Here is an 18635-nt window from a genome sequence, read left to right as displayed (position 1 = left end):
TGCCGGATGGGTGCACTCGCGCAGGTCAGACGTCTGATTTGAGTTGGAATCCGTTGTTCCGGGAATGCGTGTCGGCGAATATTGCCACCGTCTCGCGCGGACGTCCAACCGGCCCGCCGCGCACGGTCGCTGCACGCGCCCGTGGAACTTGCTCGCCAACTCCCCTCCGATGTTCACTCCTTCGGGTGGCGGGTCAGGTGATGCTCGGCCACTGCCCACCGGCACTGGGAGGGTCGGGGACCGTACCGAGGGAGCGCGCGGTCGGCGTGAATTGACGGAGCGTCACCCGGGCCCATGAGTATCACGAGTCAGGAATGCGAGCACCGGTGCAGAAGACGCGGCCTCGTCGCACAGGCAAGCAGACGGACCCCGCAACGGAAGCGGAGCGCACGCCCGGCAGCAGCACCACCACCGGAAAGGGCCGCCCCACGCACGTCCGCAACCGTCTCGTCGTCGCCGTGGCCGTCGTGGCCGCGGCCATCGCCGGGGCAGGTCTTCCCTCCGTCCTCGCCGCCTCCGGGCAACTCTCGGACTCGCAGGACCTGGTGACGCTCGCCGGGCAGACCCAGAACGCCCTGGTGCTCGCCCACTCGCTCGCCGACGAGCGGGACGAGGTGACCCTGTACATCGCCGCCGGCCGCCCCAGGTCCAAGGCGCCCGGCGAGCAGGCGAGCGCGCGCGTCGACCGCCAGGTCGAGGAGTTGCTCAACGACCCCGACATCTCCTCCTCCCTCCGCGGCGACCTCGACGGCATCGCCGCGCTGCGCCGCTCCGCGCTCACGGGCAAGAGCAGTGCCCTGGAGGCGCACGGCGCGTACTCCACCGCCATCACCGAACTGCACCGGCTCGCCGAGCAGCTGGCGGAGCAGATGCCGCCCCGCGCCGGATCGGGCGCGTACTCGTTCGCCGAGCTGGACTCCGCCGTGCAGCAGTCCGCCGCCGCCCGCGGGCTTCTCGTCGCGGCCCTCAACGTCCCCTCGTCCACCCAGACGGTGATCAGCCCCACCACCGGCCTGCCGGTGCGGACCTCCACCTCCACGGCGGCCGACGCCAAACAGCGCGACGCGCTGACCGCCGCGGCCCAGCAGGCCCGTCTGCGTTCCGACTCGGCCCTCGCCGACTTCCGCGACACCGCGCCCAAGTCCGCCCGCGACTCCTACGACTCCACGGTCACCGGCCCCGAGGTCGACTCCGCGGAGAGGTACCTCGGCTCGCTGACCGACCAGCCGACGCTCTCCACCTCCGAACTCGGCACCAGCGCCTCGAAGGTCGACGCCGCGCTCTCCGCCCGGATCGACGCCATGCGCGGCGCGGAGTCCGCCCTCTACGACCGCCGTACCAAGGACCTGGCCCAGCTGCGCGACGACGACGTCAGCGCGCTGGAGCTCCGTATCGCCGTCCTCGGCGTCCTGATGCTGGTCGCCGTCGGCATGGCCACGGCCATGGCGCGCAGCCTGACCCGACCGCTCTCCGTCCTGCGCCGCGGCTCGGCCCGCCTCGCCCAGGCGGAGAACCCCGCCGCCGAGGAACCGGTCACCTTCACCGGCCGCAACGACGAGTTCGCGCAGGTCGTCCGCTCGGTCAACGCCCTGCACGCGCACGCCGCCGCCCTGCACGAGCGCATCGCCACGCTGGAGGCCGACCGCAAACACCTGGTCGGGCAGCGCCAGAAGATGGCCGACGCCCGCGAGGAGCTGCGCGCCGAACTCGCCGGTTCCGCCGCCCAGTTGGAGCGGCTGCGGGAGAGCATCGGCGGCACGTTCGTGAACCTCGCCCTGCGCACCCTCGGCCTGGTCGAGCGTCAGCTGGGCGTCATCGAGGGCCTGGAGGACCGCGAGCACGACCCGGACCGCCTCGCCACCCTCTTCAAGCTCGACCACTTCGCCACGGTGATGCGCCGGCACAGCGAGAACCTCCTCGTCCTCGCCGGCACCGAGCACGTCCAGCAGAGCGCGCACCCCGTGCCGCTGGTCGACGTCGTACGCGCCGCGGTCAGCGAGATCGAACGCTACGAGCGCGTCCGCATCGCCGTGCTGCCGCCGCACGCGCACATCGCGGGCTTCGCCGCCGACGACCTGTCCCACCTGCTGGCCGAACTGATGGAGAACGCCACCACGTTCTCCCCGCCCGACCGGCCCGTCGAGATCTCCGGCTGGCTCCTGGAGAACGGCGAGGTCATGCTCTCCGTCCAGGACGAGGGCATCGGCATGACCGGCGAGCGCATGACCCGCCTCAACGCCCGCCTCGCCGAGTTCGACCAGGGCTCGCCCTACGACCACGAGGGCGAGGAGGGCCTCGGACTCGGCCTCTACGTCGTCGCCCGTCTCGCCCACCGCCACGGCGTCCGCGTGCAGCTGCGCGAGCAGAAGCAGGGCGGCGTCGCGGCGGTCGTCGTCCTGCCGAACGCCCTGCTGGCGGCGGCTCCGTCGGCCGCGGTCCCCGCCGCGTCCGCACCGGTGTCCGGCTCCGCCCACTCCTTCTCCCTCCCGGGCGCCGACGCCGAGGCCAACTCCAACGAGCTGTACGCACGCCACAAGACGGCCGACCCGCTGGTCGCCCTGGCGGAGAAGGCCGCGCAGCAGGCCGCCGACGCGGCGGCCGACGAGCACGCGCCGACCCCGGCCGAGACGACGATGGAGCTCCTGATCCCGCTCCAGCCGACGGACCCGGACCCGTTGCGGCCACCGGAGCCACCCGCACCCGCCGAGGTCGAGGTCGATGCCGAGGCCGAGGCGGAACATCAACGGACCCCGGACGAAGAAGAACCCGTAACCGCGAAGGGTCTCCCCAAGCGCACACCCAAGATCACCGCACCGACCGAGACGCAGCCCCAACGCCCCCGTACGGTCAACGCGGAAGCCCTCCGCAGGAGACTCGGCGGCTTCCGCCAGGGCGCGCAGGCCGGTTACCGCGACGTGGAGGCGGAGATCGCCGAAAGGACGGCCCAGAACGAGGTGCCGACCACCGAAACAGCTGTATCCGAAGAAGCCACGGGGGGCACTGTCGAGGAGGCAAGCAGTTGAGCGCGCCCAGTACCTTCGGACTGAGCAGTGAAGCCCGCAATCTTCACTGGCTGCTGACCAATCTGGTCGAGGAGGTGCCGGGCATCCAGTCGGTCGCGGTGGTCTCCTCCGACGGCCTGCTGCTGCTCTCCTCCGACCCCGGCCGCAACGCCGAGGCGAAGGCCGTGGCCCAGCAGCGGCGGACCGGCCCCCGGGGCTCGGCCGCCGACCTCGCCACCATCGTCTCGGGCATCGGCAGTCTCACCATCGGTGCGGCCAAGCTGATGGACTCCGGCAAGGTGCGGCACACGATGGTCGCGATGGACGAGGGCAGCCTGTTCGTGATGTCGATCAGCGACGGCTCGCTGCTCGGCGTGCACGGCTCCGCGGACTGCGACATGAGCGTGGTGGCGTATCACATGGCGCTCTTCGTCGGCCGGGCCGGCCATGTGCTGACCCCCGAACTCCGCACCGAGCTACGAAAATCCCTCGAGCAGGAGTCCGCCGGGAGCGCCCGATGAGCAGTTCGCCGAAGAAACTCCCCGTCCGCGGCGCCGAGCGCAAGCCGGCCCGCGTACGCCCCTACTCGCTCACCGGCGGCCGTACCCGCTTCGGTCACGTGCTCCTCGTGGAGACGTTCGTGGCCGCGCTGGAGGCCCCCGAGGAGCGCAAGGAACTGACACAGGGCGGCAACGGCAGCCGGGTGATGCCGGAGATGCTCGCCATCGTCGAACTGTGCCGCCGTATGCGCACGGTGGCCGAGATCGCCGCGCTGCTGAAGATGCCGCTCGGCGTGGTCCGCGTGCTGCTCAGCGACCTCGCGGACCAGGGAAAGATCCGTGTGTACGGCACCGGGACCGGTCATGGCACGGGCCGCCCGGACCGCGCTCTGCTGGAAAGGGTGCTGAATGGACTCCGTCGTCTCTGACGCCGCCACCGCTGCCGGCGTCACCCCGCTCGTCGACGAGGACGAGAATCTGCAGTCCTGGCAGACGGACCGCACCCGCGCCCCGATCGCGACGAAGATAGTCGTGGCGGGAGGCTTCGGCGTCGGCAAGACCACGCTGGTCACCGCCGTCTCGGAGATCACGCCCCTGCAGACCGAGGCGCTGATGACCGAGGCGAGCGAGGAGACCGACGACCTCACCTCGACGCCCGGCAAGCTGACCACCACCGTCGCGATGGACTTCGGCCGTCTCACGCTCGACGACGACCTGGTGCTCTACCTGTTCGGCACGCCGGGCCAGCAGCGGTTCTGGTTCATGTGGGACGACCTGGTGCGCGGTGCCATCGGTGCCGTCGTGCTGGCGGACACCCGCCGCCTGAAGGACTGCTTCCCGGCGCTCGACTACTTCGAGAGCTGCGGGCTGCCGTACGTCGTGGCGGTCAACCACTTCGACGGCAGCGAGCTGTTCGAACCGGCAGACGTGCGGGAGGCATTGACGATCCCCGCGCACATACCTGTAATGATCATGGATGCGCGCCGCCGGATCTCGGTGATCGAGACCCTCCTGTCCCTCGTGGGCCACGCGCTCGACGAAACACCCGAGTGAACCCCCGTTAGGAGCCCTCACCCGCATGCGGAAGATACTCGTCGTCGGAGCCGGCCAGTCCGGTCTCCAGCTCGCCCTCGGCCTTCAGTCGCACGGGTACGAGGTCACCCTGATGTCGAACCGGACGGCGGACGAGATCCGTTCCGGCCGGGTCATGTCCACGCAGTGCATGTTCCACACGGCGCTGCAGCACGAGCGTGATCTCCAGCTGAACTTCTGGGAGTCCCAGGCCCCGAAGATCGAGGGACTCGGTGTCTCGGTCGCGGCCCCGGGCTCCTGGGGCGAGGGCCCCGCGGCCCGTGCCATCGACTGGGTGGGCAAGCTCGACGGGTTCGCCCAGTCGGTCGACCAGCGGGTGAAGATGGCCGGCTGGATGGAGACGTTCGCGCAGCGCGGCGGCCAGCTGGTCATCCACGGCGCCGCGGTCTCCGACCTCGACTACTTCTCCCGTACGTACGATCTGGTGCTGGTGTCGGCGGGCAAGGGCGAGCTGGTGTCCATGTTCGGCCGGGACGCCTCCCGTTCGCCGTACAGCGAGCCGCAGCGGGCGCTGGCGGTGGCGTACGTCCACGGTCTGGGTCCCCGCCCCGAGCACCCGGACTTCCTCGCCGTCCGCTGCAACCTGGTCCCCGGGGTCGGCGAGCTCTTCGTGATGCCGACGCTCACCACCTCCGGACCGGCGGACATCCTGTTCTGGGAGGGCATACCCGGTGGCCCGCTCGACGTCTTCAACGGCGTCAAGGACCCGGCGGAGCACCTCTCCCTGACCCTGGAACTCATGGAGAAGTTCACGCCCTGGGAGTACGCGCGGGCGACCAAGGTCGAACTGACCGACGCGGGCGGCACATTGGCCGGCCGCTACGCGCCCACCGTCCGCAACCCCGTCGGCCGGCTCCCCGGCGGCGGCCTGGTGCTCGGCGTCGCGGACGTCGTCGTCGCCAACGACCCGATCACCGGCCAGGGCTCCAACTCGGCCTCCAAGTGCGCGGCCGCGTACCTCGCCTCGATCCTGGAGCACGGCGAGAAGGAGTTCGACGAGAGCTGGATGCGCGGCACCTTCGACCGGTACTGGGACACGGCGCAGCACGTCACCAAGTGGACGAACGCCATGCTGGCGCCGCCCCCGGAGCACATCCTCAACCTCATCGGCGCCGCGGGCCAGCTCCAGCCGGCGGCCGACCGCTTCGCCAACGCGTTCAACAACCCGGCCGACTTCGAGAACTTCTTCTATGAGCCGGAGAAGACGGAGGCCTACCTCGCCTCGCTCACGGGTGCCTGACCGCCGTCCGGCCGGACGGCTCCCAGGACGGGGAAGGCCGCGATGGGCGAGACCTTGATCTTCTCGCCCGTGCGCGGGGCCTGGATGACCATGCCCCGGCCCAGGTACATCGCGACGTGCGTGGCCTCGGGGAAGTAGACCACCAGGTCACCGGGGCGCAGCTGCTTGAGGGGAACCCGCGGCAGCTGTGCCCACTGCTGCTGGCTGGTGCGCGGGATCGGGGTGCCCGCCCGGTCCCAGGCCTGGGACGTCAGGCCCGAGCAGTCGTAGGACGCCGGGCCCTCGGCGCCCCACTGGTACGGCTTGCCGAGCTGCCGCACGGCGTAGCGCACCGCCCGGTTCCCCTCCGGCGACGGCGGGCGGTTGTCGCTCAGCGCGCCGGACGCCACCAGTTGCCGCTGCGCCTTGTCGGTCCCGCTCTTCTCCAACTCGCCCAGCGCGGAGATCTGTTCGGGGGTGAGGGAGACGAGCAGCTCCTCGACCTTCCTCAGCCGCCCCTGGACGTCGTCCCGGTCCTTCTTCTGCCGTGCGGCGAGGGAGAGCTGCTGGTCGAGGGCCTTGCGGGCCGCACGCGCGAGCGTGTCGGCCTGTTTCTCGGTGCCGGTCAGCCGGCCCACCGTCTCGGCCCGCTCCCGCGCCAGCCGGCCGAGCACATGCCCCTGGTCGAGCGCCTGCTGAGGATCACGGGCGAGCAGCAGCCGTACGTACGGGGAGATGTCGGTGCTGTTCTGGTACTGCTGCCGGGCCAGCCGTCCCGCCGCGCCCCGGCTGTCCTGGAGCGAGAGGCGGGCCTTGGCGAGCGCGCCGTCCAGCCGGGCCACCTCGGCGCGCTGCTTCCTCAGCTTCTCCGCGGTGGCGTCGTAGGTCTCGGTGGCCTGCTCGGCCTGCCGGTACAGCTGCTGAAGGTCCGTCAGCTGCTCCGCGACGCCGCGGGCGTCGGGACCGGGCGTGGGCGCCGCCGTGGCGGGCCGCGGCGCGAGGACGCAGCCGGCGGCCACTGCCGCCGTGCACACCAGGCGCGGAACCTTTCCTGACACGTCATCACCTCCGGTGCGGGGCAGCCCTTCCGCTCCGCACAGTGAGGTGTTGACGGCCGCGCCGCCGACACGCGCCGGGTGTGCGCGGTTCGGCGCAACCTCGTCACCCGTCGGTGTCGTCCCGGCCGCCGCCCGGCGTGGCGTCCGGCTCGGCGTCCGGCTTGGACCACGGCCACTTGAGCTTGTCGACCTTGCCGGTGGGGTCGTACTCGTACTTCCAGCCCTGGGGCAGGCCGAGCCGCTTGCTGTGGCCGCGCGGGGCGCGCCGGTAGACGACGTCGGTGGGCGGGCCGCCGGCGGCGTCCGGGACCGGGATGCGGTACGTCTTCGGAGGGTGCCCGGTGGGGCCCACGAGGACGGGCAGGACGCGGCCGTCCATCGGCCCGCCCACGAACGGGGTGTCTTCGCTCTTCACGGCACCAGTGTCAGACATCCTTCTTGGAGCCTGCCCGGCGGGCCATGCCGGGGGCGCGGGGCTTGGTGCGAGCATCTGCGGCGTTGTCGTCGGTTGCCGACGCTCCGCGTCGACGCCCTCCTCCGCCTTGCAGCTGCACCCACCAAGCCCCGCTCACCTGTGTGCATCAGGTGCCGTTGCCTTCCGCCGGCCTGGCCCGCCGGGCAAGCTCCAGCGCCTGCACCAGCGTGGCGGTCTGGGCGTCCCGGCTCGCGGTCACCGAGAGCACGGCGACGAACTGGTCGACCAGCCAGTCCCGCAGCTCGTCCAGGGGCGGCTGCTTGTCCTCGTCGAGCCAGATCAGGGAGGCCGCCTCCACCGCCGTGATCCACATCCGCACGGTCATACGCAGCCGCAGTCCGGGGTCGGTGACCCCGAGGTGGCTGAGGATGTGCTCGGCGGCGGCCCGGCGTACGCCGTCCACGATGGCGGTCGTACGGGAGGTCTCGACCACGCTGCCGCCCTGGAGCAGCGCGCTGAATCCGGCGTCGTGCTCGTCGACGAAGGCCAGATAGCGGTCCAGGGCCCGCGCCAGCCGGGCGATGCGCGGGCCCTCCCGGGGCTCGTCGAAACACTTCTCCAGCTCCTCGGCGGCCGACCTGAGCGCCGCCTCGTACAGCTGCTGCTTGCCGCCGGGGAAGTACCGGTACACCAGCGGCCGCGACACCCCGGCCGCCTCCGCCACGTCGTCGAGGGAGACCTCCTCGGGGGCGCGGTGCGCGAAGAGTCCGAGCGCGGAGTCGAGGAGCTGACTGCGTCGCTCCTCGACGCTCAGACGACGGTAGGCGGGGGTGGCGGCCGACGGCGGGGTCATGCCTCGCAGCGTAACCGCCCGCCTGCACGTCACCTACGCCAGGAGTCCGGACGACCTCCACAACCGGCGTCCCACGCCGCGCAGGACCCCGATCTCGTCCAGGAAGTCGGTCAGCCTGCCCGCGCCGGTCTGCATGACCTCCCGCCGATGTCCGCTCGCCTTCACCTGCGCCATGGCCTCCCGTTTGTCCAGTCCCACGTTCGTGTAGACGTCGGGATTCACGAAGGCGACGGAGAAGACCCGCGCGAACTCGCCGGAGGTGACTCGCGTGAACTCCTGCGACCACCTCGGCGCGGTCATCATCTGCCGCCGCAGCTCCTCGCGGGCGTAGCGCACGTGCCGGGCCTCCTCGACCACGTGGATGCGCGTGACGCCGCGGATCAGGGGCTGCACCCGCTCGTCCGGGAAGGTCAGCCGCTGCATCCAGTCCAGGACCTCCTCGCCGAGCAGGGTCGCGGTGAAGGACCCGGGCGTGGTCGAGACCGTCTTGAACAGGCGGCCCAGGTTCTGGTGTGCCCGGGAGACCGGGTACCAGGGCGTGCCGCCGCGCGAGATCAGCCGGGCGAACATCTTCGAGTGCCGGCACTCGTCCTCGATCTCGGTGAGCGCGTACCGCACGTGGGCGCTCGTGGCCGCCTTGTCGTAGATGTGCCGGCACAGCAGCTGCATCAGGATGATCTCGAACCAGATGCCGAGCGAGGCGAGGGCCGCGGCCTCGTGCTGGGAGAGCAGGATCTGCTGCTCCTCGCTCATCCGCTTCCACATCGGCGTGCCGTACAGCGACACCAGCTCCGGCGGCCAGAACCACTTGCCCTCCTCGAAGGGGGCGTCCCAGTCCAGTTCCCTGTCCGGGTCGAAGGAGTGCTTGGCGGAGGAGGCGAGAAGCCGCTCGGCCACCTGTTCGCGGTCCTTGAGCGCTCCGAGTGCGTCGCGCAGCCCTTCCAGCGCGTCTGCTTCCGTCAGGGTCGTCATGTTTCTCCCACTTCGTTACCGGGGGTCACATCCTCCGACAGTTATGAGACTGCCTGTCAGCAAGCTCGTCAATCCCCTGTGCGCGACTTGTTGACCCGGCGTCTACCACGTGTGAGCCTGCGGGCATGCCGACTTTCGACCTGTACGCCACGGATCCCGGTGACTCCCACTGGCAGGTACCTGCGAACGGCGCGGCCCGGTTCAGCTGGGAGTACGACGACGGCCGGGACCGGCTGCTCGCCCTGTACCAGAAGGGCAAGGACAAGCAGTGGGACGGGCAGAAGCGGATCGACTGGGATCTCGAGGTCGACCCGTGCGATCCGCTCGGCACCCCGGACGAGTCGATGTCGCTGTACGGCACCAAGCACTGGGCGAAGCTCACCGAGCGGGACAAGGGCGAGCTGCGCAAGCACTACGCCTCCTGGCAGTTCAGCCAGTTCCTGCACGGCGAGCAGGGTGCGATGGTCTGCGCGGCGCGGATCGTGGAGTCGGTCCCGGACCTGGACGCGAAGTTCTACTCGGCGACCCAGACGATGGACGAGGCACGGCACGCGGAGATCTACGGCCGCTTCCTGCACGAGAAGGTCGGGATGCTCTACCCGATCAACGACAACCTCCAGTCCCTGCTGGGTGACACGCTGCGCGACAGCCGCTGGGACATGCCCTACCTCGGCATGCAGGTCCTGATCGAGGGCCTGGCCCTCGCCGCCTTCGGCATGATCAGGGACACCACCGACAAGCCCCTGCCCAAGCAGATCCTCGCCTACGTCATGCAGGACGAGGCCCGGCACGTGGCCTTCGGGCGGATGGCGCTGCGCGACTACTACAAGCAGCTGAGCGACGCCGAACTGCGCGAGCGCGAGGAGTTCGTCATCGAGGGCTGCTACCTGATGCGCGACCGGCTGCGCGGGGTCGAGGTCCTGGAGAACTTCGGCATCCCGAAGTCCGAGGCCGAGGAGTACAGCGAGCAGTCCGAATTCCTCGCGCTCTTCCGCAAGTTGCTCTTCTCCCGCATCGTCCCCTGCGTCAAGGACATCGGCCTGTGGGGCAAGCGCCTGCAGGAGGCCTACGTCGACATGGGCGTCTTCGACCTCGGCGACTCCAACCTGGACCTGCTGATGGCCCAGGACGAGGAGATCGCCGAGCAGCTGGACGCGGAGCGCTTCGCCGTGGAGGAGCAGGAACGCGTCACAGAGGTGACGGACGCGATCGAGGCGGGACGCTAGACCGAGCAGCCCAGGCCGTACGGGACCGACGGCGACACGGGCTCCGCGCCCTGCGCCGGGAACGGCGTCCGCAGGGTGAAGGCGTACGGCGTAGGGCCGTTGGCGCGCAGGTGCAGCAGCCGCGCCTCGGCCTCCGCGACCGTCGGGCGGTGTCCGGCCGGCACCCACCACATCGCCACCATCGCCTCCTCGATCCGCTCGAACCACTCCCGCCGGCGGGCCAGCATCTCGCGGTGACGGCCCTGGTACATGAACGCGGTCAGCGCGTTCGTGTCCCGCCACACCGACATGTTGATGATCAGCCACTCGTCGCCGAAGACGGCCACGTCGGTCGCGTCGCCGCCCTCGCCCTCCAGCCGCCAGACGAAACCGTCCGCGGTGTCCGCGTCGGCGTTCACGGGGTCGAGGCTGTCGACGAAGTCCTTCAACTGCGGGGAGTCCAGCGGGGCCTTGAGGCGGGCGATGTTCACCTGGGCGAGTTCGTGTCCGATGGCCGAAGTCATGTACCGAACGTTAGGTCGAGGGCCGTCCGGGCCGTAACCCCCGTCTCATTACCTGGAGTTCAGCACAGACTCCATCACGTCCCGGGCGATCGGCGCCGCCACCCCGCCCCCGGTGATGTCCCCGCGCTCCGCCGAGCCGTCCTCCACCACCACGGCCACCGCGACCTTCGGATCCTGGTCGCCCTCGCCCTGCGCCCACGACACGAACCAGGCGTACGGGACGCCGGCGTTGCCGATGCCGTGCTGGGCGGTGCCGGTCTTGCCGCCGACGATCGCGCCGGGGATCGCGGCGTTCGTGCCGGTGCCCTCCGTCACGACGTCCTCCATCAGTTCCTTCATCCGGTCGGCGGTCTCCGGGCGCATCGCCGCGCGCGCGGGACGCGAACCCGCCGTGGCCACGGTGGCACCCTCGTTCGTGGTCGTCCGCTCCACCAGGTACGGCGAGCGCACCTGCCCGTGGTTCGCCACGGCCGCCGCGACCATCGCCATCTGCAGCGGCGTGGCCCGCGTGTTGTACTGCCCGATCGAGGACAGCGCGAGCTGCGCCCGGTCCATCGAGGTGTCGAAGGTGCTCGGCGCCACGGAGAAGGGGATCCGCTGCCGGGTGTTGTTGAAGCCGAAGGCCTGCGCCGTCCTCGCCATGTCCGCCACGCCCACGTCCACGCCGAGCTTCGCGAACACGGTGTTGCAGGACCACTCGAAGGCGTCCCGCAACGGGGCGTCCCCGCATCCGTCGCCCTCGTTCATCAGCGTGGTCCGGGTGCCCGGCAGCGGATAGGGGTCGGGCGAGTCGGTCGGCCTGTCGAGATCCGTGACGACGCCCGCGTCCAGCGCCGCCGCCGCGGTGACCACCTTGAACGTCGAACCCGGCGGATACGTCTGCCGCACCGCCCGGTTGAGCATCGGCTTGTCCGGATCGGCGTTCAGCCGGGCCCAGGAGCGGGCCGTGGCCGCGGCGTTCCCGGACAGCGCGCTCGGGTCGTAGGAAGGACTCGACACCAGCGCCAGCACCCGGCCGGTCGCCGGCTCGATCGCGGCCACCGCGCCCTTGCGCCCGTCCAGTCCCTCGTACGCCGCCCGCTGCGCCGCCGGGTCCAGGGTCGTCACGATGTCGCCGCCCCGGCTGCGGTCCCGCCTCAGACCGTTCATCAGGGGGAACGGCGAGAGCGCCGGGTCGGTGCCGGACAGGACCGAGTCCTTGACGTGCTCCAGCAGGGTCGTGCCGTACACCTGCGAGGCGAAGCCGGTGACGGGCGCGTACAACGGGCCGTCCCGGTACGTGCGTTCGTAGCGGAGCTGCTCGCCGGAGTCCCGGGAGCCGGTGACCGGCTCGCCGCCGACCACGATGTCGCCGCGCGGCTGGTGGTAACGGGCGATCTGGGAGCGGCGGTTGGCGTGGTTGTCGTCGTAGGAGCGGGCCTTGACGATCTGGATGCGGGCCGCGTTGACCAGGAGCGCGGCCAGCAGAAGGGCGCAGAAGAAGCCGGCGTGGCGGATGTGCCTCGTCATCAGGGCGCCGCCTCCTCGTCGTACCGGCTGCGCGCCGAGTCGCTCACCCGGATCAGCAGCGCCACGATCGCCCAGTTGGTGACCACCGACGAGCCGCCCTGCGCGAGGAACGGCATCGCCATGCCCGTCAGCGGGATCAGGCCCGTCACCCCGCCCGCGATCACGAACACCTGGAGCGCCACGATCGAGGCCAGCCCGACCGCAAGCAGCCGGCCGAAGGGGTCGCGCAGGGCGAGGCCGGCCCGGAAGCCGCGCTCCACGAGGAGGCCGTAGAGGAGGAACAGGGCGGACAGGCCCGCCAGGCCCAGCTCCTCGCCGGCCGTCGCGAGGATGAAGTCGGACTTCGCCGCGAACCCGATGAGGATTCCATGGCCGAGGCCCAGGCCGGTGCCGAGGACGCCGCCCGCGGCGAAGGCGAACAGGGACTGGGCGATCTGGTTGGGGCCCTGGCCGGCGTCGATCGACGCGAAGGGGTGCAGCCAGTCCTGGACCCGGCCGTGCACATGCGGCTCCAGCCAGCCGACGGCCACCGCGCCGAGGGCCGCCAGCAGCAGGCCGACGGCGATCCAGCCGGTGCGGCCGGTGGCGACGTAGAGCAGGACGACGAACAGGCCGAAGAACAGCAGCGAGGTGCCGAGGTCGCGCTCCAGCACCAGCACGCCGACGCTCAGCAGCCAGATGGCGAGGATCGGGCCCAGCACCCGTCCGGTGGGCAGCTGGAGGCGCCGGAACCGCCAGATGTGGCGGCCGGTGTAGGCGAGCGCGTTGCCGTTGGCCGCGAGGTACGCGGCGAAGAAGACCGCCAGCAGCACCTTCGCGAACTCGCCCGGCTGGATGGAGAATCCGGCGATCCGGATCCAGATGCGGGCGCCGTTGACGGCCGGGAAGAGGATCGGGAGCAGCAGCAGGGCGAGGGCGGCGACGACGCAGACGTAGGCGTAGCGCTGGAGCAGCCGGTGGTCGCGGAGCAGCAGGACGATGACGGTGAACAGGGTCATGCCCAGCGTGGACCACACGAGTTGGGTGGGGGCCGCGTGGTCGTGGGGGGTCTCCAGGTCGAGCCGGTAGATCAGCACCAGACCGAGGCCGTTGAGCAGGACGCCGATGGGCAGCAGCAGCGGATCGGCGTACGGGGCGCGCAGCCGCACCGCGCCGTGCGCGAGGAGCGCGAGCACGCCGAGCCCGGCGCCGTAGCCGACGGCGCCGGGCGGGACGGTGCCGGTCCTGGCGAGGCCGACGGCGCAGTAGCCGTACACGGAGAGCAGGACGGCGATGACGACGAGGGCGAGTTCGACGCCGCGGCGCCGGGGCAGAGGGACGGCGCGAACGGCGGTGCCTGTCTGCTCCGGAGACTTTTGCGGCGTCAGCACCAGCGCGGCGGAGTCCCGATCGTGTCGATGTAGCGGGCCGAACCCCATGCCCATGTCCCGTCCGTGAGGAGGTACCAGAGATGGTTGCCCTGCACGCTCTGGCCCGAGGTCTTGCAGAAGATCGAGACCCGCTGGCCCCGGTGGACCACGCGGATCACCTGGCTGCCGCGGTTCGGGGCGCTGCGCAGCAGCAGTTCGCCCGCGGTGACGACGCCCTGGTAGTGACGCTGGCCGTCCTGGTCCCAGCCGTCGGACTGGGCCGGACCGGCCGAACTCGATGCGGGGTCGCCGCCTCCGCCGTCCCAGTCGTCGTCCGCGAGCGCGGGCATGACGGCCGCGGAGGAGAGGAGGGCGCCGGCGGCGGTGGTTATCGCGACGCGGGTGAGAACGGTGCGCAGGGACATTGCGGATACCTCCACAATCGGGGCGAAGCTGACTAACCGCCACGTTAGGAGCAGCGGGTGGGGGTCGCCCGTCGTGGTGGGCCAGTGGAGCGGCGCCCGCCCTCCGTCCTGCGGGAGTGCCGGCTCCTACGGGAGTGTCAGCGTGGCGACCGCTCCGCCGTCCAGCGCGTTCGCGAACTCCAGCCGCGCGCCCAGCACCTCCGCCTGGCCGACGGCGATGGTCAGCCCGAGCCCGTGCCCCTTCGCGCCGCCCTCGGTGCGGAACCGCTGCGGGCCGTGCTCGACGAGGTAGTCCGGATACCCGTCCCCGTGGTCCCGCACGGTCACCACCGGACCGTCGACCGTCAGGGACACGGGCGCGCGCCCGTGCTTGTGCGCGTTCGCGACCAGGTTGCCCAGGACCCGCTCCAGGCGCCGCCGGTCCGTCTCCGCCCGGGCGTCCTCGCGGACGACGACCGAGGTGTCGGTGCCGGACGCGCGCACCACCCGGGCCGCCAGCGCACCCAGTTCCTCCGCGTCGAGTTCCAGCCGCTCCCGGCCGGTGTCGAGGCGGGAGATCTCCAGCAGGTCCTCGGTGAGCGTGCGCAACGCGGCCACCCGGTCCCGCACCAGCTCCGTCGGCCGCCCCGGCGGCAGCAGCTCGGCAGCCGCGTGCAGTCCGGTCAGCGGGGTGCGCAGCTCGTGCGCCACGTCCGCGGTGAACCGCTGCTCGCTCAGCAGCTTGCCCTGCAGCGAGGCCGCCATGGTGTCCAGCGCGGCGGCGACCGCGGCCACCTCGTCCTGGGGGTGCGTCGGGTCCTTGGTCCGGGGATCGTCGACGCGCGCGTCCAGGTCGCCCGCGCTGATCCGCCGGGCCACCTGCGCCGTGGCGTGCAGCCGCCGGGTCACCCGGGTCACCGAGAAGGCGCCCACCAGCAGCGTCACCCCGATCGCCAGCCCCGACGACCACAGGATCGCCCGGTCGAGGCCGGCGATCGTCCGGGACTGCTGCGCGTAGTCGACCTGGACGGCCAGCGCCCGCTCCCGGTCGGCGGGACCCGCCGCCCACATCGTGGGATGCCCGTGCAGGTCGGAGACCATCGTGCCGCGGCCCCCGGCCACCGCCATCGCCCGCAGTGCCTCGGGCAGCCCGGGCGGATCGACGCCCGTGCCCGGCAGCAGCGTGTCCCCGGCCTCGTACGCCTTCGTCGCGTCCGCGAGCCGCGACAGCGCGAGCCTGCGCGCCTGGCCGACGGTCTGGTTGGTGACCGAGACGTGCACGAGCACGCCGAGCATCGCGGCGAGCGCGCAGCACATCACGGTGATGAACACGGCGGACTTCACGGCGAGCGTGCCGGCCCACTGGGGGAGCCCGAGTCTCCTCATGGGGTGGCCGAGGGGGAGGCGGAGGAGGGGGCCACGGAGGGCGTCGCCGACGGCTGCACCGGGCGCTCGCGCTTGCCGATGTGCAGCATCTCGTCGTGCGTGAGCAGCATGACCCGCTGATCCGGGTCCCAGGTCCACTGGAACCGGTACTCGTAGTCCGAGAGGTCGGACGGCGCGTGGATGATCACGGACCGCCCGGCCAGCTCGACCCCGCTCACGGCGTCGTTGTTGGACATCACCTGGATCACCCGGCCGCCGTGGACGGTGTAGACGCGCACGGCCGTCTGGTTGCCGGGCAGCAGTCGGAAGCCCAGCGTCAGGTCGGGCCGCCCGTCTCCGGTGATGTCGCGGTAGTACGGCTTGAGCAGCGGGCACCTCGGGTCCGCCGGCTCCTTGCCGCAGTAGGCCATCCGGCGCACGGTCACGCGGTACGGCGCCTTCGAGCCGGCGTAGTCGTCCTTGTGCTGGGCGAACTCCGCCCGCACGAGCGCCGCCGGGTCCACCTTGCGGAGGTCGCCGCCGGGAGCCGTCACGCCCTTCATGGTCTCGGCGTCGCCGTTGTCGTACTTCCAGGCCGGGCTGGACGCGGGCGTCAGGCTCGGCCACAGCTTGGCCGGGCTGGTCGCGGTCGGGGCCGACCCCGCGCCCTTCAGCTCGCCCGCGTCGCCGCAGCCCGCCGCCAGGGCGCCGAGAACGGCGACGGCGAGCGCGGTGCGTGCGGCGCGGGAGCGGAGCACTGTACTCCTGTGGCTGGGAATGATCGGTGACCCGGTCCACCCTATTCGTCCGGCGAAACGATTACCTGCCTACTCGGCCAGCTCCTCCAGCAGCCGGGCCGTCGGCAGGCCCGCCCGCAGATAGTCCACGAAGAGCTCGTTGTGCAGCGCCCACGGCGAGCGGCGGGACCGGATCAGCCGGATCGCCTGCTCGGCGGAGTGCCCGCGACGCACCAGCGCGTGCGCGACCACCAGCCCGGACCGGTTGTAGCCGTGGTAACAGCGGACGAGGACCCTGCGGCCCTCGTCCAGTGCCTCGCTCGCGGCCTGTGCCAGACGCATCACGCCCGCGAGCTGCGTGCCGTCCAGGGGCCCGTCCGGTATCGCCCAGACATGGTGCTCCACCCCGGGATCGGGCCCGTGTCCGGGCAGTCTCAGCAGGGTCTGGACAAGGTCGAACTCGTCTCGCACGACGGCGAACTCCAGATCGCCCGTGCGGTTCCTGAACTGGTGCCCACCCATCCACAGACCGGGCACTATCTCGCTCCATGGACTGTCCGGAGCCGGTACGTCGGGCTGCTTCCTGCGGGTACGCAACAACGCCTCCCCAAGTCCCCCTCCCAACTCCTCCCAAAGGTAGCCGTCTTCTTGCCTGGGGAGCACCCCGCCTGTTCCCATGGTCAGGGGTGATGGCGCAATGACCGGACTGCGAGTCATACCGTCCTGGCGGCACGGCCAGGAGCGGCTCTACGTTTGCCACACGGACGGGCGGAACATCGCCTGGTACGACCGCGAGGCCGCACGGGTCAACCTGCTCAGCGAGGGCGAGGAGGACGGCGTGCTCAAAGCGCTGGGCCCCTTCCTCACCGGACCGGTGACGGTCGGCCCGCCGCCGGTCCCGACCCCGGCCGAGCTGGCCCGGCTCTCCCTCCACCCGGACGACGACCTGGCGCCCAACCGCCCCGGCGAGGCGCTGCTGATCGCCCTGGACCGGGAACCCGGCCCGGCCCACCGGCTGCGCCCGGACCCGCGCCGCAAGGCGCTGGCGGCGGAGCAGTCGGTCGGCGAGGCACTGGACGCCCTCGACGGCGCGGGCTGGCACGCCCTGCACTCGGTGCCGCTGCCCGGCGGCGACCGCATCCACCATCTGGCGATCGGCCCGGGAGGTCTGTTCGCCGTCCACACGCTGTACGCCCGCAAGCTGCGGGTGACGGTCGCGGAGCCCATGGTCACGCTGGGCCGCCGCGAGCCCGAGCCGCTGCTGCGCCGCGTCCGCGCCGACGCCGACCGGGCGTCCTACGCGCTGACGGCCGAGGTCCACCCGGTCCTGGTCGTCACGGAACCGGCGGACGTCTCGGTCCCGGCCCCGCTCCGCGAGGTCCGCGTCCTGCGCGACACGGACCTCACGGGCCTGACCCGCCTCGGCGGCGTCCTGAAGCCGGCGGACGTGGAGGCGCTGCACGCGATGGCCCGGGACAGGAAGACGTGGAGGCGGGTCTGACCCGCGTCAGGGGAGTGACCCGGCCCTGTCCGCGTCGAGCAGCGGGGCCAGCAGGTCGCCGTAGTCCTGGACGCGGGGGGCGATGTCCGTGGCCTGGAAGGTGAGTTGGGCCGGGGCCCCGCATGCCTCGACCTCGCTCCAGGTCACCGGCGCGGAGACGGTGGGCTCGCTCCGGGCGCGCAGGGTGTAGGGCGTGGCGGTGGTCTTGCGGGCCGCGTTCTGGCTCCAGTCCACGAACACCTTGCCGGGTCTCAGGCTGCGGGTCATCCGGTGCAGGACGAGCTTGGGCATGGCCCGCTCCGCCTCCACGGCGAGGCTCTTCGCGTAGTCGCTGACCTGGTCGGACGGGGTCGGCCGGACGGCGGCGAGCAGATGCAGCCCCTTGGAGCCGGAGGTCTTGGCGCAGGCCTCGATCCCGTCGGCCGCGAGTCGCTCGCGCAGCCAGAGGGCGACCTGGCAGCAGTCGACGACGTCGGCGGGCGCGCCGGGGTCCAGGTCGAAGACGATCCGGTCGGCGACCCCCGGGTCCCCGACGACCCACTGGTGCGTGTGGAACTCGGTGACGAGGTTGGCCGCCCACATCAGGCTCGGCAGATCCTGTACGAGCACCATCCGCGCCGGGCCCTCCGTGCGCGGCACCTCGGCGGTGGTGACCCAGTCGGGCGTACCGGGGGGCACGTTCTTGGTGAAGAAGACCTGGCCGCTCGGCCCGTCGGGGTACCGCAGGAACGAGACGGGGCGATCCCGCAGGTGGGGCAGCAGGGCCTCGGCGGTGGTGGCGTAGTAGTGCAGCACCTCGCCCTTGGTGAATCCGGTGGCGGGATACAGCACCTTCTCCAGGTTGCTGAGCGCGAGGCGTCTCCCCTCCACCTCCGTAATCGGCGTCATACGATGAGAATCTCACGCAAACCACCAAGGAACGGTGCATAC

Annotated in this window: 19 protein-coding genes; 7 read left to right on the top strand and 12 right to left on the bottom strand. The window is 71.5% G+C overall.

Annotation, left to right across the window (positions count from 1 at the left end):
• Positions 1 to 326: 326 nt before the first annotated feature.
• Genes ACGFYN_RS12920 through ACGFYN_RS12900 form a run of 5 tightly spaced genes read left to right on the top strand, consistent with a single transcriptional unit; the run spans position 327 to position 5834 of the window.
• Positions 327 to 3023 carry a nitrate- and nitrite sensing domain-containing protein gene (locus ACGFYN_RS12920; RefSeq protein WP_393865855.1) on the top strand — a complete coding sequence of 899 codons (2697 nt, stop codon included), beginning with the start codon at positions 327 to 329 and terminating at the stop codon, positions 3021 to 3023.
• Positions 3020 to 3523 (top strand): roadblock/LC7 domain-containing protein, encoded by a 504-nt coding sequence (locus tag ACGFYN_RS12915; RefSeq protein ID WP_393865854.1) that lies wholly within the window; start codon positions 3020 to 3022, stop codon positions 3521 to 3523. Before ACGFYN_RS12920 ends, ACGFYN_RS12915 begins: the two co-directional genes overlap by 4 nt.
• Entirely contained in the window at positions 3520 to 3930 is a 411-nt protein-coding gene (locus ACGFYN_RS12910) for a DUF742 domain-containing protein (protein WP_393865853.1), read from the top strand. The genes ACGFYN_RS12915 and ACGFYN_RS12910 overlap by 4 nt, the downstream gene beginning before the upstream one ends.
• Positions 3911 to 4555 (top strand): ATP/GTP-binding protein, encoded by a 645-nt coding sequence (locus tag ACGFYN_RS12905; protein ID WP_393865852.1) that lies wholly within the window; start codon positions 3911 to 3913, stop codon positions 4553 to 4555. Before ACGFYN_RS12910 ends, ACGFYN_RS12905 begins: the two co-directional genes overlap by 20 nt.
• A 25-nt stretch (positions 4556 to 4580) precedes the next feature.
• Positions 4581 to 5834 carry a styrene monooxygenase/indole monooxygenase family protein gene (locus ACGFYN_RS12900; RefSeq protein ID WP_393865851.1) on the top strand — a complete coding sequence of 418 codons (1254 nt, stop codon included), beginning with the start codon at positions 4581 to 4583 and terminating at the stop codon, positions 5832 to 5834.
• On the opposite strand, the gene ACGFYN_RS12895 is transcribed toward ACGFYN_RS12900, so the two are convergent.
• The 4 genes from ACGFYN_RS12895 to ACGFYN_RS12880 all read right to left on the bottom strand — a co-directional run bounded on the left by ACGFYN_RS12895 (position 5807) and on the right by ACGFYN_RS12880 (position 9111).
• Complete coding sequence (locus ACGFYN_RS12895) at positions 5807 to 6871, bottom strand: NlpC/P60 family protein (protein WP_393865850.1); 1065 nt, start codon at positions 6869 to 6871, stop codon at positions 5807 to 5809. The two genes, ACGFYN_RS12900 and ACGFYN_RS12895, sit on opposite strands and share 28 nt — an antisense overlap.
• A 103-nt stretch (positions 6872 to 6974) precedes the next feature.
• Entirely contained in the window at positions 6975 to 7286 is a 312-nt protein-coding gene (locus ACGFYN_RS12890; protein ID WP_393865849.1) for a hypothetical protein, read from the bottom strand.
• A 166-nt stretch (positions 7287 to 7452) separates the two neighbouring features.
• Positions 7453 to 8139 (bottom strand): TetR/AcrR family transcriptional regulator, encoded by a 687-nt coding sequence (locus tag ACGFYN_RS12885; RefSeq protein WP_393865848.1) that lies wholly within the window; start codon positions 8137 to 8139, stop codon positions 7453 to 7455.
• 33 nt (positions 8140 to 8172) lie between these two features.
• A complete protein-coding gene (locus ACGFYN_RS12880) occupies positions 8173 to 9111 on the bottom strand; it encodes a diiron oxygenase (RefSeq protein WP_393865847.1) in 939 nt (312 codons plus the stop codon).
• Positions 9112 to 9236: 125 nt separating this feature from the next.
• Between ACGFYN_RS12880 and ACGFYN_RS12875 the strand changes: the two genes are divergently transcribed.
• Entirely contained in the window at positions 9237 to 10337 is a 1101-nt protein-coding gene (locus ACGFYN_RS12875) for a ferritin-like domain-containing protein (RefSeq protein WP_393865846.1), read from the top strand.
• On the opposite strand, the gene ACGFYN_RS12870 is transcribed toward ACGFYN_RS12875, so the two are convergent.
• The 7 genes from ACGFYN_RS12870 to ACGFYN_RS12840 form a co-directional block, all read right to left on the bottom strand.
• Positions 10334 to 10840, bottom strand: coding sequence for a DUF3291 domain-containing protein (locus ACGFYN_RS12870; RefSeq protein WP_393865845.1), 507 nt, complete (start codon positions 10838 to 10840; stop codon positions 10334 to 10336). The genes ACGFYN_RS12875 and ACGFYN_RS12870 overlap by 4 nt on opposite strands.
• A gap of 48 nt (positions 10841 to 10888) precedes the next feature.
• Complete coding sequence (locus ACGFYN_RS12865) at positions 10889 to 12349, bottom strand: peptidoglycan D,D-transpeptidase FtsI family protein (RefSeq protein WP_393865844.1); 1461 nt, start codon at positions 12347 to 12349, stop codon at positions 10889 to 10891.
• Entirely contained in the window at positions 12349 to 13767 is a 1419-nt protein-coding gene (locus tag ACGFYN_RS12860; protein ID WP_393865843.1) for an FtsW/RodA/SpoVE family cell cycle protein, read from the bottom strand. The genes ACGFYN_RS12865 and ACGFYN_RS12860 overlap by 1 nt, the downstream gene beginning before the upstream one ends.
• Entirely contained in the window at positions 13713 to 14123 is a 411-nt protein-coding gene (locus ACGFYN_RS12855; RefSeq protein WP_393865842.1) for an SH3 domain-containing protein, read from the bottom strand. The genes ACGFYN_RS12860 and ACGFYN_RS12855 overlap by 55 nt, the downstream gene beginning before the upstream one ends.
• Positions 14124 to 14249: 126 nt before the next feature.
• Positions 14250 to 15488, bottom strand: coding sequence for an ATP-binding protein (locus tag ACGFYN_RS12850; RefSeq protein ID WP_393865841.1), 1239 nt, complete (start codon positions 15486 to 15488; stop codon positions 14250 to 14252).
• Entirely contained in the window at positions 15485 to 16225 is a 741-nt protein-coding gene (locus ACGFYN_RS12845) for a hypothetical protein (RefSeq protein WP_393865840.1), read from the bottom strand. Before ACGFYN_RS12845 ends, ACGFYN_RS12850 begins: the two co-directional genes overlap by 4 nt.
• Before the next feature lie 69 nt (positions 16226 to 16294).
• Positions 16295 to 16801 carry a dual specificity protein phosphatase family protein gene (locus tag ACGFYN_RS12840; RefSeq protein ID WP_393865839.1) on the bottom strand — a complete coding sequence of 169 codons (507 nt, stop codon included), beginning with the start codon at positions 16799 to 16801 and terminating at the stop codon, positions 16295 to 16297.
• Between the two features lie 100 nt (positions 16802 to 16901).
• On the opposite strand from ACGFYN_RS12840, the gene ACGFYN_RS12835 reads away from it, so the two are divergent.
• Positions 16902 to 17705 (top strand): nuclease-related domain-containing protein, encoded by an 804-nt coding sequence (locus ACGFYN_RS12835; RefSeq protein WP_393865838.1) that lies wholly within the window; start codon positions 16902 to 16904, stop codon positions 17703 to 17705.
• 6 nt (positions 17706 to 17711) lie between these two features.
• On the opposite strand, the gene ligD is transcribed toward ACGFYN_RS12835, so the two are convergent.
• Positions 17712 to 18593, bottom strand: a complete 882-nt coding sequence (ligD, locus tag ACGFYN_RS12830; protein WP_393865837.1) for a non-homologous end-joining DNA ligase — start codon at positions 18591 to 18593, stop codon at positions 17712 to 17714.
• Positions 18594 to 18635 lie beyond the last annotated feature (42 nt).

This window comes from Streptomyces sp. NPDC048419 (assembly GCF_043200415.1).
Taxonomy (GTDB): domain Bacteria; phylum Actinomycetota; class Actinomycetes; order Streptomycetales; family Streptomycetaceae; genus Streptomyces.
Note: the sequence above shows the minus strand (reverse complement) of the source record. Positions and strands in the feature narration are given on the sequence as shown.